General features: G+C 72.4%; 12 protein-coding genes. 8 read left to right on the top strand and 4 right to left on the bottom strand.

Going from position 1 to position 13,686, the window contains the following annotated elements; translation table 11 throughout:
• Window positions 1-12 precede the first annotated feature (12 nt).
• Window positions 13-795 (bottom strand): ATP-binding cassette domain-containing protein, encoded by a 783-nt coding sequence (locus ACIP60_RS13860; RefSeq protein WP_400683349.1) that lies wholly within the window; start codon window positions 793-795, stop codon window positions 13-15.
• Between the two features lie 32 nt (window positions 796-827).
• On the bottom strand, window positions 828-1,931 hold the full coding sequence (locus tag ACIP60_RS13855; protein ID WP_400683346.1) for a sugar ABC transporter substrate-binding protein: 1,104 nt from the start codon (window positions 1,929-1,931) through the stop codon (window positions 828-830).
• Between the two features lie 220 nt (window positions 1,932-2,151).
• Between ACIP60_RS13855 and ACIP60_RS13850 the strand changes: the two genes are divergently transcribed.
• Both ACIP60_RS13850 and ACIP60_RS13845 read left to right on the top strand, forming a co-directional pair.
• Window positions 2,152-3,675, top strand: coding sequence for an LCP family protein (locus ACIP60_RS13850; protein WP_400683343.1), 1,524 nt, complete (start codon window positions 2,152-2,154; stop codon window positions 3,673-3,675).
• A 143-nt stretch (window positions 3,676-3,818) separates the two neighbouring features.
• On the top strand, window positions 3,819-5,516 hold the full coding sequence (locus tag ACIP60_RS13845) for a proline--tRNA ligase (protein WP_400683340.1): 1,698 nt from the start codon (window positions 3,819-3,821) through the stop codon (window positions 5,514-5,516).
• 49 nt (window positions 5,517-5,565) lie between these two features.
• Here ACIP60_RS13845 and ACIP60_RS13840 read toward each other — a convergent pair whose 3' ends face one another.
• Window positions 5,566-6,111 carry an RBBP9/YdeN family alpha/beta hydrolase gene (locus tag ACIP60_RS13840; RefSeq protein ID WP_400683337.1) on the bottom strand — a complete coding sequence of 182 codons (546 nt, stop codon included), beginning with the start codon at window positions 6,109-6,111 and terminating at the stop codon, window positions 5,566-5,568.
• Between the two features lie 491 nt (window positions 6,112-6,602).
• Here ACIP60_RS13840 and ACIP60_RS13835 point away from each other — a divergent pair, with 491 nt between their 5' ends.
• From ACIP60_RS13835 to ACIP60_RS13810, 6 genes are all read left to right on the top strand, one after another.
• Complete coding sequence (locus tag ACIP60_RS13835) at window positions 6,603-7,871, top strand: sensor histidine kinase (protein ID WP_400683334.1); 1,269 nt, start codon at window positions 6,603-6,605, stop codon at window positions 7,869-7,871.
• Entirely contained in the window at window positions 7,868-8,269 is a 402-nt protein-coding gene (locus ACIP60_RS13830; protein WP_033250356.1) for a roadblock/LC7 domain-containing protein, read from the top strand. Before ACIP60_RS13835 ends, ACIP60_RS13830 begins: the two co-directional genes overlap by 4 nt.
• Window positions 8,266-8,646: a DUF742 domain-containing protein gene (locus ACIP60_RS13825; RefSeq protein WP_100837323.1), complete on the top strand. Its 381-nt coding sequence runs from the start codon at window positions 8,266-8,268 to the stop codon at window positions 8,644-8,646. The genes ACIP60_RS13830 and ACIP60_RS13825 overlap by 4 nt, the downstream gene beginning before the upstream one ends.
• Window positions 8,621-9,232, top strand: a complete 612-nt coding sequence (locus ACIP60_RS13820; protein WP_100837322.1) for an ATP/GTP-binding protein — start codon at window positions 8,621-8,623, stop codon at window positions 9,230-9,232. The genes ACIP60_RS13825 and ACIP60_RS13820 overlap by 26 nt, the downstream gene beginning before the upstream one ends.
• Before the next feature lie 15 nt (window positions 9,233-9,247).
• Window positions 9,248-10,564, top strand: coding sequence for a cytochrome P450 (locus ACIP60_RS13815; RefSeq protein ID WP_282206296.1), 1,317 nt, complete (start codon window positions 9,248-9,250; stop codon window positions 10,562-10,564).
• Window positions 10,565-10,790: 226 nt separating this feature from the next.
• A complete protein-coding gene (locus ACIP60_RS13810; RefSeq protein ID WP_400683328.1) occupies window positions 10,791-11,897 on the top strand; it encodes a tryptophan dimethylallyltransferase family protein in 1,107 nt (368 codons plus the stop codon).
• Between the two features lie 276 nt (window positions 11,898-12,173).
• Here the strand turns inward: ACIP60_RS13810 and ACIP60_RS13805 are convergent, their stop codons facing one another.
• Window positions 12,174-13,463, bottom strand: a complete 1,290-nt coding sequence (locus ACIP60_RS13805; protein ID WP_100837319.1) for an NAD(P)/FAD-dependent oxidoreductase — start codon at window positions 13,461-13,463, stop codon at window positions 12,174-12,176.
• Between the last annotated feature and the right edge of the window lie 223 nt (window positions 13,464-13,686).

Genomic DNA, 13,686 nt, shown 5'->3' with positions numbered 1-13,686 from the left:
GGGTGTCCCCGCTCATCGCTCGCCTCCCTCACCGCGGGCCTGCCGGCGGGTCACGGCGTTGTCCGTGGCACCGGTGATGGCCGAGATGATCTGCTCCTGGTTGGTGGAGTGCTTGTCGAAGACCCCGTTGTTGCGGCCCAGCCGCAGCACCGCGACGGTGTCCGCGACCGCCATCACGTCGGCCATGTTGTGGCTGATCAGGATCACCCCGAGGCGCTGGTCGCGCAGCCGCTCGACCAGGTCCAGGACCTGCGCGGTCTGCTCGACGCCGAGCGCGGCGGTCGGTTCGTCCAGGATCACCACCTTGGGCGAGCCGATCAGCGCCCGGGCGATCGCCACCACCTGGCGCTGGCCGCCGGAGAGCGAGGCGATCGGGATGCGCACGCTGGGGATGCGGATCGAGAGCGAGTCCAGCAGCTTCCGGGAGCGCTGCTCCATCGCGACCTCGTCCAGGACCAGCCCGAAGTGCTTGATCTCCCGGCCGAGGAACAGGTTGCCGACCACGTCCAGGTTGTCGCAGAGCGCGAGGTCCTGGTAGACGGTGGCGATGCCCAACTGCTGGGCTTCCTGCGGCCGGTGGATGGCCACCGGCCGCCCCTCCCACTCGATCACGCCCTCGTCCGGCTGGTTGACCCCGGCGATGGTCTTCACCAGCGTCGACTTGCCGGCGCCGTTGTCGCCGACCAGCGCGAGCACCTCGCCGGCCCGGACCTCCAGTTCGATGCCGGTGAGCGCCTGGACGGCGCCGAACCGCTTCGAGATCCCCCGCAGTGCCAGTACGGTCTCACCCGCCACCGCGACCACCTCCTCTTCCGGTCGGGGGCGGCTTACTGGATTCCGGCGGCCTGGCAGGCCGAGGCGTAGTCCGGGGTGCAGATCTGCTGCGCGGTGTACAGGCCGTCGGCGATCACGGTGGACTTGATGTTGTCCTTGGTGAGCACGACCGGGGCGATCAGCAGCGAGTCGACCTTGGTGCCGCTGCCGTTGGTCGAGGTGGTCGGCTTGAGCGAGGAACCCAGGCTCTGGCCCTGGGCGAACTGCACCGCCATCTCGCCGGCCGCGTCCGCCTCCGGCTTGTACGGCTTGTAGATCGACATCGTCTGGGTTCCCGCCAGGATCCGCTGCACGGCGTCGAGTTGGGCGTCCTGGCCGGTCAGCGGGACGTTCAGGTTGGCGGCCTTGAGGGCGGTGGCGATGCCGGCCGCCATGCCGTCGTTGGCGGAGTAGACGCCCACCACGTTCGGGGCGCCGATCGCGGTGATCGCGGCGGCGGCCTCCTGGTTGGCGGTGTTCGGGTCCCACTGCGGGGTGTCGTACTCCTTGCCGATCTTCAGCTTGCCGTCGATCGCGCTGTGCGCGCCGGCCTTGAAGTCGGCGGCGTTCGGGTCGGTCGGCGAACCGTTGATCATGATGATCTGGCCGCTGCCCGCCTTGTCGCCGACCGCCGTGACCAGCGCCTCGCCCTGGAGCTCGCCGACCTTGTGGTTGTCGAAGGAGACGTAGGCGTCGACCGGGCCCTGGGCGAGCCGGTCGTAGGCGATCACCTTGACGCCCGCGTCGTGCGCCTTCTGCACCGAGGACTGGATCGCCTTGGAGTCCACCGCGTCCAGGATCAGCACCTGGTCGCCCTTGGTCAGCGCGGTGTCCACCTGGGTCTGCTGCTGCGTCGCGTCCTGGTTGGCGTTGTAGTAGTCGATCTGCGCGTCGGGCGCCAGCGACTTGATCTTCGCCTCGATCAGCGGGCGGTCGAACTGCTCGTACCGGGTGGTCTTGGACTCCGGCAGCAGCAGGCCGATCTTCACCGCCTGGTTCGCGCTGCCGGAGGAGCCCGAGGAGCCGGACGACTGCTTGGCGCTGCCGCAGGCCGCCAGGCCCACGGCGAGCGTGGCCGCGGTGGCCGCGACGGCGATCCGACGGAGACCGGTGTGCATGATGCCCTCTTCCTGTCGATGGCGCCCCCGTCACCGAGTGTGAGAACGGTTGGCGTCCGCCACGATCGGGGTTGCTCCGAGCGGGTGGCGCGGCCCGCTGCGGGCAAGCGGGGAGGAGTGCGCGGGCGGGGTGTGACGGCACCCGTCCGCGTTTGTATGCTTCGCTCGGCCTCTACAGCCCTGTAGAAGTTCGGCCGGCGGCAACGGGTGAGGGGGCGTCATGTCCGTACGCAACGAGAGAACCGGCCACGACGGCGCACGCGGCCTCGGCCGACGGGGGCGGCGGATCGCCCTGTGGGCCACCGCCGGCACTGTCTCGCTGGCCGTCCTGGCCGGCGGGCTGCTGTACTACCGGCTCAACGGCAATCTGAGCACCTTCGGCGGCGACGGCGTCAGCCGGGACCGGCCGCCCGCCGCCGGCGCCGACGCCGAGGGCCGCACCCCCGTCAACCTGCTGCTGATCGGCTCCGACACCCGCTCGGGCGGCAACCAGGACCTCGGCGGCGGGGAGGACGGCGGCGCCCGCTCGGACACCGCGATCCTGCTGCACGTCTACGCCGACCACCGGCACGCCGTCGGGGTCTCCCTCCCGCGCGACTCGCTGGTCGAGATCCCGCCCTGCCTGCTGCCCGACAAGACCTGGACCCCGGACCGGCCCAGCGCGATGTTCAACAGCGCCTTCTCGGTCGGCGACACCGAACAGGGCAACCCGGCCTGCACCCAGAACACCGTCGAGAAGCTCACCGGCCTGCGGATCGACCACACCCTGGTGATCGACTTCCAGGGCTTCGCCGACATGACCACCGCGGTCGGCGGCGTCGACGTCTGCCTGCCCCGGGCCGTCTACGAGGGCGACCTGGACCCCCACCTCGGGCAGCGCGGCAAGGAGCTGTTCAAGCAGGGCCACCAGTCCGTCTCCGGGCAGGCCGCGCTCGACTACGTCCGGATCCGGCACGGCCTCGGCGACGGCTCCGACATCGGCCGCACCAAGCGCCAGCAGGCCTTCCTCGCCGCGCTGATCAGGCAGGTCAAGGCGCAGGGCATGGACCCCACCACGCTGCTGCCGCTGGCCGACGCCGCCACCAAGGCGCTCACCGTGGACGAGGGACTCGGCTCCGCGAGCAAGCTGGTCGACTTCGCGATGTCGCTCAAGGACGTCGACCTGCACGACGTCAAGTTCCTCACCGTCCCCTGGCGCTACCAGGGCGAACGGGTCGCCCTGGTGCACCCCGACGCCGACCAGCTGTGGGCCGCGCTGCGCTCCGACCGCACCCTGGACGGGCAGGACGCCTCCGCCTCAGCCTCCGCTTCCGCTCCCGCCTCCGCCGAACCCGTCTCCGCCGCCTCCGCCGGCCCCGCCGCGGTCGACGGCGCCGGCATCCGGGTCGCGGTCCACAACGGCACCGACACCGCCGGGCTGGCCACCCGGGCCGCCCGGGCCCTGGAGGACTCCGGCTTCACCGTCACCGACCGGGCCGACGCCGCCTCCCGCACCCACCGCGGCACCCTGGTCGAGTACGGGTCCGGCGAGAAGGCCGCCGCCGAGAAGGTCGCCGCCCTGTTCCCCGGCGCCACCCTCCAGCCCGGCGACCGCGCCGGGATCACCCTCACCCTGGGCGCCGACTACGCGGACACCGCCGACCCCACCACCGCCCCACCGGCCCCCGCCGGCCCGCTGCCCACCAGCGTCAGCCAGGCCCGCTCCGCCGACCAGGACGCCTGCGCCGACCTCACCTACGGCTGAACCGCCGTCGGAACCACGCACCGACCCGACCGCACCGACCGCCCGGCCACCCCGGGGGGGGTGCGGGTTATTCGGAGCGCCGGAATCCGCTCCGCGGCTAGACTCCGAAATCCTTTTCCACGGGCCGAGAGGACGGTGTCCCGATGCGCTGGTCGCAGTTGTACGTACCCACCCTGCGGGAGGACCCGGCCGACGCGGACGCCGTGAGCCACCGACTGCTGCTGCGCGCCGGGTACGTCCGGCAGCTGGCGGCGGGCCACTACTCGCTGCTGCCGCTGGCGGCCCGGGTGCGGGCCCGGATCGTCGCGGTGGTGCGGGAGGAGATGGAGCGGATCGGGGCGCAGGAGTTCCTGCTGCCCGCGCTGCACCCGGCGGAGCTGTGGCGGCGTACCGGGCGCTGGGAGTCGATGGGTGAGGAGATGTTCCGCCTGACCGACCGCAAGGGCGCCGAGCAGGCCCTCGGGATGACCCACGAGGAGGTGTTCGCGCACCTCGCCGGGGAGCTGCGCTCGTACCGCCAACTGCCCCAGGTCTGGTACCAGTTCCAGACCAAGTTCCGGGACGAGGCGCGGCCCCGCTCGGGGCTGCTGCGGGTGCGCGAGTTCACCATGAAGGACTCCTACAGCTTCGACCTCGACGAGGCCGGACTGGAGCGCTCCTTCGAGGCGCACCGGCAGGCGTACCTGCGGATCTTCGAGCGGCTCGGGCTGCCCGCGTTCGGGGTGCGGGCCTCCAGCGGCAGCATGGGCGGCAGTGCGTCGGTGGAGTTCATGAGTCCGTCCGGGGCCGGTGAGGACCTGGTGGTGCGCTGCCCGGGCTGCGAGTACGCGGCGAACACCGAGAAGGCGCTGTCCGCGCTGCCCGCCGTCGCGGACCTGCCGGGCGCCGACGCGCCCGAGGAGTTCGCCACGCCCTCGGCGCGCACCATCGAGGAGGTGGCGCGGCAGCACGGCGTCGCGCCCGAGCGGCAGGTGAAGACGCTGGTGCAGGTGGTCGACGGGGCACTGACGCTGGTACTGCTGCGCGGCGACCACGCCCTGGTCGAGCAGAAGCTGCTGGACGCGCTGGGCGCGGCGGCCGTCCGCCCCGCCACCGCGGAGGAGATCGCGGCGGCGCTCGGCGCCTCGCCCGGCAGCCTCGGTCCGCTCGGCGCGCACGGCCTGCCGGTGGTCGCGGACGAGGCGCTGCGCGGGCGCACCGACCTGGTGTGCGGCGCCAACCGGGACGGCTTCCACCTGCGGGGCGTCTCGCTCGGGCGGGACGCGGGCGTCGGGCAGTGGGCGGACCTGCGGGAGGTCGCGGCCGGCGAGCCCTGCGTCGAGTGCGGGGCGGCCCTGGAGGTGCTGCGCACCATCGAGGTCGGGCACATCTTCCAGCTCGGCCGCCGCTACACCGAGGCGCTCGACGTGGCGGTCTCCGGGCCCGGCGGCGAGCGGGTGGTGCCGCTGATGGGCAGTTACGGCATCGGCGTGGAGCGGGTGCTGGCCGCCCTGGTGGAGGCCCACCACGACGAGCGGGGCATCCGCTGGCCCGCCGCGGTGGCCCCGTTCGACCTGGTGCTGACGGTGCTGCCCGGCCGGGACAGGGCGGTGGCCGAGGCCGCCGAGCGGCTGTACGGGGAGCTGGGCGCGGCGGGCCTCCGGGTGCTGCTGGACGACCGGGCGGAGCGCCCGGGCGTGAAGTTCGCCGACGCGGAACTGATCGGGGTGCCCTGGCGGCTGACCGTCGGAGCGCGCGGACTGGCGGCCGGGGCGGTGGAGTTGACCGCGCGGGCGGACGGCGCCGTCCGGGAGGTGGCGCTGGACGCGGCGGTGCGGGAGCTGCGCGCACTGGTCGGCTGACGGGCCGCCCGCTCCCGCACCGTCGTCGCCGGTGTTCCGGTGTCCGGCGTCAGGCGGTGGGCGGGAGCAGGCGGGTGAGCAGGCGGCGGCCTTCGGGCCAGGCGCCGAGGTGGGAGGCGGCGTTGATGTGGCCGAGGTCGCCGGCTTCGACGAGGTCGGCGCCGAGGGCGGTGGCGGTGGCCCGGGCGTGGGCGGGGGTGGCGTAGGGGTCGTCGCCGCTGGCCACCAGGAGGGTGCGGAAGGGGAGCGGGGTCGGGCGCGGGTGGTGGTAGCCGGTGGCTTCGGCGGGGAAGGCGGGGCCGTGCGGGTCGGGGGCGGCGACCAGCAGCGCGCCGGTGACGTCCGGGTCGGCGTGGTCGGCCGCCCATTCGATCAGGGTGGTGCAGCCGAGGCTGTGGGCGACGATCAGCTTGGGGCCGGGGGTACCGCGCAGGGTGGCGTCCAGGTCGGCGACCCAGGCGTCGCGGTCGGGGTGGTCCCAGGAGTCGTGCTCGACCCAGACGGTGCGGCGGTCGGCGGCGTGCCAGTGGTGCTGCCAGTGCCCGGGGCCGGAGTTGCCGATGCCCGCGAGGTGCACAAAGGTGACGGGTTCCATGGAGACCTCGTGCTCGGCGCCGCGGACCGGCGGTCCGGCGGCGCGGGAAGGACCGGGGGTCGGCGCCGACCCCGCGGGAGGAGGAGTGGATCGTGTGTCCGCACCTTAACGGCAGGTTGCACGGCGTGGCGGTCTCGTGCGGGTGCCGACCGGAGGGCAGTATGAAGCGCTTCTTGACGCGGCGTCGGAAAAACCCGGGAACTCGCGCGTTGCTCCCGCCCCGGAGACCCACCCTGTGGTAAACGGCCCGGTGGGAGGCGGTGGAACGGTCGCGGGGGCCGGTCGGACCGGGTACTGACGATCGTTCAGGGTGCTGGCCCGGGGTTCCAACTGCCCTTGTCCACCCCGGAGCAGACGGGTCTTCACGCCTGGCTGGACGACCGTTCACCTGTTCGCCCGATGATACGATCATCCCGCTTGGGGGAGCGGCGGGTTCACCCTGCGATGACGGGGATTCAGCAGTCGGCCGCCAGTCGCCTGAAGAGAGTCTTATGACGAAATACACAGCGGACCCGTTGCTCTGGGTTCTCTTCCTCGTCCTGGCCGCCGCGGTCCTCATCGTGGTCCGCCAGCGCAAGGCAGCAGCGGCACTCCGACAGGAGATCGACGGGCTCCGGGAGCACTACACCGACCTGGAGCACCACTATACGCAGTCGGTCGCCTCCGCTCAGGAGCAGGCGGACGAGGCAACCAAAACGGTATTGAAGTCCGCCATGCGGACGCTCCAGGGCCTCGCGGCGGAGCAGCAGTTGATCCTCTCCCGGCTGCAGGACAAGTACGGCGAGTCCGTCATGCTGCAGGACCTGCTGGAGGTCGACCACACCAACTCCCAGTTCGGCCGCCGCGCCCAGTCCATCGCCGTCCTGTGCGGCGGCTGGCTCGGCCGCCACCGCGACGTCGCCTCGGTGTACGACGTGGTGCGCTCCGCCCAGGGCCGCATCCGCCACTACCGCCGGGTGGAGATCCTCTCCCAGGTGGACTTCGGCATCTCCAGCCGCGCGGTGGAGCCGGTCGCCCTGGCGCTGGCCGAGCTGCTCGACAACGCGACCTCGTACTCCAGCCCCGACACCGTCGTCGAGATCAACATCCGCACCGTGCCCAAGGGCGTGGTGATCGTGGTGGACGACGCCGGCGTCGGCATGAACGACGAGGAACGGGCCCGCGCCGAACGGCTGCTGACCACCGAGCGGGTCACCGGCGTCAGCGGACTCGGCAACCCGCCGCAGTTCGGCCTCGCCGTGATCGGCGTGCTCTCCGAGCGCTTCGGCTTCGAGGTCTCGGTGGACTCCACCTCCCCCTACGGCGGTGTCCGCTCCGTGCTGCTGCTGCCGCACGAGCTGCTCACCAACATGCCGGAGCGGCGCGCCCAGCCGCCCGCCCCGGTCGTCCAGGCGGCCGTCCAGAGCCAGGCACCCGTCCCGGCCCCGGCGCCCGTCCCCGTGGCGCGACCGGCAGCGCAGCCGGCCGTGCTGCCCGCCGCGGTCCCTCCCGCGGCGACCGAATCCTTCGGCTCCACCGAGGACGGCCTGCCGATCCGCCGCCGCAAGCGGCCGATGGCGATCGTCCCGACGAACGAATCCGCCCCCTACGGCGCGCCCGCAGCGCCCGCCGCCCCCTCGTCCCGTTCCGGGGCGCAGACCGCGGCGATGCTGGGGGCTTTCCAGCGCGGCACCAGGTCCGGTCGCGCCACCCAGCGGGACGACGCGAACCAGACGACCAGCACCCGCGGTGCAAGCAGTGAAGGGCATGAGTTCTCGTGAACGACGATCTGTCTTGGATGCTCGACAGCGCGCTGGAGATCCCCGGGGCCCTGCACGCGGTCCTGATCTCCGCCGACGGCCTGCTGATGGCCCGCACCAGGGACATCGACAAGGACAACGCCGACCGGGTGGCCGCCGCGATGAGCGGCGTCCAGTCGCTCAGCCGCTCGCTCGGCTTCTTCTGCGACAACCCGACGCAGCGCTGGCAGCAGACCCTGGTCGAGTTCGACGGCGGCTGGGTGTTCCTGATCTCCGCCGGTGACGGCGCCTACCTCGGCGTCTCCGCGCTGCCGGACGTCGACATGCAGGACATCACCTTCCGCATGCAGCAACTCGTGGGCCAGCTCGGCAAGTTCCTCGCCGCGCCGCCCCGCGAGGACATCGGGGTCCGCAGGTGAGGGGCGGCGGCGAGGACTTCGAGTTCGAGCCTGCGGATTTAGTCCGCGCCTACATCATCACCAAGGGGCGGGAGCTGCCCGACGAGCAGCAGCTGTCCCTGATCACCCTGGTCACCGCCACCCCGGAGGAAGGCCGCCGCCCCAACCGGCTCACCCCGGAGGAGGAGCGGCTGCTGGACATCTGCTCGGCCGGCTACCTCTCGGTCGCCGAGGTGGCGGGCCACACCCGGCTGCCGCTGGGCGTGGTCCGCATCGTCCTGGCCTCGCTCACCGAGAGCGGCCACCTGATGACCCGTCCGCCGGTCCCGAGGGCCCGGAACGCCGACAAGGACCTTCTGGAGGAGGTGCTCAATGGGCTTCACCGCAAGTTCGGATGACCGGGGCGTGCTGACCACCGACGACTACGTCGCCGGAGGTGCCACCCAGACCGCCGTGAAGATCCTCGTCGTCGGGCACTTCGCCGTCGGCAAGACCACCTTCATCGGCTCGATCTCCGAGATCGAACCGCTCTCCACCGAAGAGACCATGACCCAGGCCGCCGAGGCCGTCGACGACCTCAAGGGCGTCAAGGGCAAGACCACCACCACGGTCGCCCTGGACTTCGGCCGCCTCACCCTCAGCGAACGCGTGGTGCTCTACCTGTTCGGCACCCCCGGGCAGACCCGCTTCGTCCAGATGTGGGAGGACATGGCCCGCGGCGCCCTCGGCGCGCTGATCCTGGTCGACCCCGAACGGCTCGCCGACTCCTTCCCCGTGATCGACCTGATCGAGCAGTACGGGCTGGACTACGCCATCGCCGTCAACCACTTCGACGGCAACCCGGAGCGCGCCGAGAAGGCGCTGCGGGAGGCCCTCGACCTGCTCGACGAAACCCCGGTCGTCACCTGCGACGCGCGCAACGAGAAGTCGTCGGCCGCCGCACTCACCACTCTCGTCCGCTATTTGCTGGACCGCGCCAGCTAGGAGCAATACGCAGCCATGGACGCTCACTCTTCCGCCCCGGTACCCCCGCCCGGGTGCCCGGCCCACGGCGGCCGAGTGCCGCTGTACGGAGCCGAGTTCGCCGCCAACCCGCAGTCGTACTACGACTACCTGCGGCACTACGGCCCGACCGCCCCGGTCGAGCTGGCCCCCGGGGTGAACGCCACCCTGGTCACCGAGTACTCGGCCGCCCTGCAGCTGCTGCAGGACTCCGCGACCTTCCGCAAGGACGGGCGGCGGTGGCGCGAGCTCAACGAGGGCGTCGTCCCGATGGACAGCCCGGTGGTCCCGATCCTCATGCACCGGCCCAACGCCATGTTCGCCGACGGCGCCGAGCACCTGCGGCTGCGCCAGGCCATCACCGACACCATGGCCCGGATCGACTCCCGCCGGCTGTCCCGGGTCACCCAGCAGGTCTCCGACTTCCTGATCGCCCAGTTCGGCTACCGGGGCTCGGTCGACCTGGTCGGCGGCTACGCCCGGCAGCTGCCGCTGTTCGTCTTCAACGAGCTGTTCGGCTGCCCCGCCGACATCGGCGACCGGGTGCTGTTCGGCATCACCGGCATGTTCGACGGCATCAACGCGGAGCAGGCCGCCGAGGTCCTGTACGGCGCGGTCGGCGAACTCGTCGCGCTCAAGCGCAGCCGTCCCGGCGAGGACGTCGCCTCCTGGCTGATGCAGCACCAGGCGCGGCTCACCGACCAGGAGGCCGTGCACCAGCTCGCCCTGCTGCTGGCCGGCACCGACCCGGAGGGCAACTTCATCGGCTCCACCCTGCACCGGCTGCTCACCCACGACGCGTACGCCCACCAGGGCGGCCTGATCGACGAGGCGATCGACGACACGCTGTGGGAGAACCCGCCGTTCGCGAACCTCGCCCCGCACTACCCGGCGATGGACACCGAGTTCGCCGGCGAGCAGTTCAAGGCCGGCGACCTGATGCTGGTCTCGTTCGCCGCCGCCAACCGCAGCCCGATCCTGGCCGGCGAGCGCCAGGTCGGCAGCCGGGCGCACCTGGCCTGGAGCGCCGGCCCGCACGCCTGCCCCTCCAAGGACTCGGCGCGGCAGATCGCCATGACCGCGATCGAGAACCTGTTCAACAAGCTGCCGGACATCGAACTCGCCGTCCCCGAAGCCAGCCTGAGCTGGCGTCCGGGCCCGTTCAACCGCGGCCTGGTCGCGCTCCCCACCCGGTTCAGCCCGGTCGAGCCGGCCCGTCCGGTGCCCGCCGCCGCGCCCGCCCGGCCGGTGGCCGCCAAGACCCCCGAGAAGACCGGACGTTGGAGCCAGTTCCTCAACTGGCTCTCCAAGTGATCTTCACAACAGTACTCATGTCACGTGCGTCGCATGAATATTGATCGGCTCGGGTATTCAGCAGCGCAATTGCCTCCGCCATATGCGGTTGCCCGCTGACCGAGAACAGGAGGGTGTCGTGGAGAGAGCCTCCAAGGACGCCTGGGCTTCGTACACCGCCCCCTCGCACCCGCCGATACCCGGCGGCCGGGGGGGCGTCGGGCGTCTTCCGTACCCCCCCGCCGGCGTGACCGGCCTGAACGAACTGCTGCCCCCGCCCAAAGCCGCCACCCGCACCATCGGCTCCCACACCGCCAGACAGCTGCTCGCCCTGTGCGAACTCGCCGGACTGGACCGCCGGGAGTCCGCCGCCTACACCCGGGCGGTCAACGCCGCCCTCGGGCCGGTCGCCGACCGCTCCCTCGACCTCCCCCCCGGCACGCCGTCGTTCCTCTCCGACGACCACACCCCGGTCGAGTTCTCGCTCTCCTTCTCCGCCGACCGCGCCCCCACCCTGCGGGTCCTCTTCGAACCCGCCAGCGGCTTCGGCACCCCCGCCGAGAGCAGCCGCCTCGCCCTGCGCGCCCTGCACGGCCTCGCCGGACACTGGGGCATCTCCACCGAACAGCTCGACACCGTCACCGACCTGTTCCTCCCGGACGAGCCGCAGGGGGCGTTCTCCCTGTGGATCGCCCTGGAGCTGCTCCCCGGCGGCACCCCCCGGATGAAGGCCTACCTCAACCCGGCCGCCAACGGCGCCGCCCACGCCGAACACACCGTCCGCGCGGCCCTGCGCCGACTCGGCCACCACCACGCCGACAGCGACCTGCCCGAAGGCGACCAACTGCTCTTCCTCGCCCTCGACCTCGGCGACTGGCCCGAACCCCGGCTCAAGATCTACACCACCCACCACGGACTCACCCCCGCCGCCGCCGGCACCCTCGGCCGGATGCCCGGCGGCCCCGGCCCCGCCGAACTCGAGTCCTTCCTGCGCACCGCCGCCGGCACCACCCCCGACACCAACCCCCGGCTCACCCTGCGCCCCGTCCAGACCTGCCACGGCTACACCGATACCACCGGCGTGCCCAGCGCGTTCACCGCGTACGTGCCCGTCCGCGACTACGCCCGGCACGACGGCGAGGTGCTCGACCGCGCGGTCGTCCTGCTCGACCGCTACGGCATCGACCCGTCCGGACTGCGCAACGCCCTCGGCGCGCTCACCCCCCGCCCGCTGGAGGACGGCGTCGGCCTGATCTCCTACCTCGCCCTGGCCCACCAGCACGGCCGGGCGCCCCGGATCACCGCGTACCTCTCCTCCGAGGCGTACCGGGTCCGACCACCGAACGTGCGCTGACGCGGCCGACCCGAACCGGCGCCCGGCGGCCGTCCCCTCCCCTGTGACTGCCGCACCGCACCGCACCGCGTCCGCGGCCGCTCCGACGCTCACGCCCACGTTCACGTCCGTACCCGCCTCCCCGGCGCCGCTCCTCGCTCTTCCCGTGCTCCTCTTGCTCTTCCCGCTCTTCGTTCCCGCTCTTCGTTCCCGTTCCTGCCACCGCCGGGCGGGGCCGCAGGCGGAACCGCCCGTGGGACCGCACGCCCACGAGCGACTCCGCACCCTCACTGCGGCCTACGCCTCGCGCAGCTCACGGAGGTACGAGCCGACGTCCACCTGGATCGAGGACCCCGTCGACATGCCGTACCGGCGCTCGATCCCGGCCAGGTGCCCGTCGATCTCCTTCCGCATCACGTCCGCCGCGGGCAGCACCGCCTCCCCCGTCAGCAGCCGCGCCACCCACTGCGCCTGCGCCTCCACCAGCCGGGTGATCGACCCCACCGGGCGGATCAGGCCCAGGAACAGCAGCCCCGGCAGCTCCGGCGCCACCACCCGGCGGTACAGCCGGACCGGACCGGTCGCACCGGCCGGGTGCCCGTCCGGCAGGAACGGGAACCGCCAGTCGAAGCCGGTGCAGAACACGATCGCGTCCGCCTCCGTCCAACTCCCGTCCGTGAAACGGACGGTGGAGCCCTCCAGCGAGGCGATGCCGGGCTTCGGCAGCACCGCGCCGTGCCGGATCCGGCTCAGGATCTCGTCCGAGATGGTCACCGCCGAGGAGAAGATCCGGTGGTCCGGCTCGGGCAGGCCGTAGTCCGACATCCGGCCGCGCGCCACCTCCAGCGCCTGCTCCACGAACTCCCGCTGCTCCTCCAACGACTTGGCGGTGAACCAGGGCGCCTCGGCGATCAGGTCCACCGATATGCCGTGCAGCTGCTTGGGTATGACGTGCAGGCCGCGGCGCGCCGAGAGCACCGTCCGGGCCGCGTGCCGGGACAGGTCGGCCGCGATGTCCACCCCGGACGCGCCCATGCCCACCACGACCACCCGCTGGCCGGTGAAGTCCCGGCCGTCCATGAAGTCCATCGAGTGCAGCATCGCCCCGGTGAAGGACTCCGCGCCCGGCGGCAGCGGGTTCGGCATCGTCGGCACGTTGTGGTGCCCCGAGGCCACCACCACCTGGTCGAACGTCCGCCGGGTCTCCACCCCCGCGGCACCGCGGCTGACCACCGTCCACACCCCGTACGCGTCCTGACGCACCGACAGCACCTCGGTGCGGAACTCGATGTGCGGCAGCAGCCCCGCCCACTCGGCGAACTCCCGCAGGTACGCCGCCACGTCGCTGTGCCGCGGGTACAGCGGCATCTCGTCGGACATCGGGAAGGCCGCGAACCCGGTCAACTGCTTGGCACTGTTCAGGTGCAGCGCCTGGTACGCCGGACCCGGCTCGCCCGCCGACGGCCGACGCCAGATCCCGCCCACCCCCGGGGAGCGCTCCAGGCAGACGAAGTCCAGCCCGCGCTCGCGCAACGCGTACGCCGCCGCCAGCCCCGACAGACCCGCGCCGATCACACAGACACCCACTGCGACCTCCAGGAATCGCTCAGCCGATAACTCGCCGCTCCCCAAACAATCTTGACCCTTCAGCATAAGCAGGGCACACAATGCCCCCGGGGCCGCCACCGGCCCACCACGCGCGCTGCGGGGGGGGCGGCGCGGGCACCTGGGGTGCGGCACCGCCGGGGCGGCTCCGCCGGGTGCGCCTTGCCCGGAGCGGCGGGCCCCCTCCACACTGATCGTCCGGGGA

Source organism: Kitasatospora sp. NPDC088783, from assembly GCF_044750705.1.
Classification (GTDB): domain Bacteria; phylum Actinomycetota; class Actinomycetes; order Streptomycetales; family Streptomycetaceae; genus Kitasatospora; species Kitasatospora fiedleri.
The sequence above is the reverse complement of the archived record's forward strand: the minus strand, read 5'-3'. Positions and strand labels throughout refer to the sequence as shown.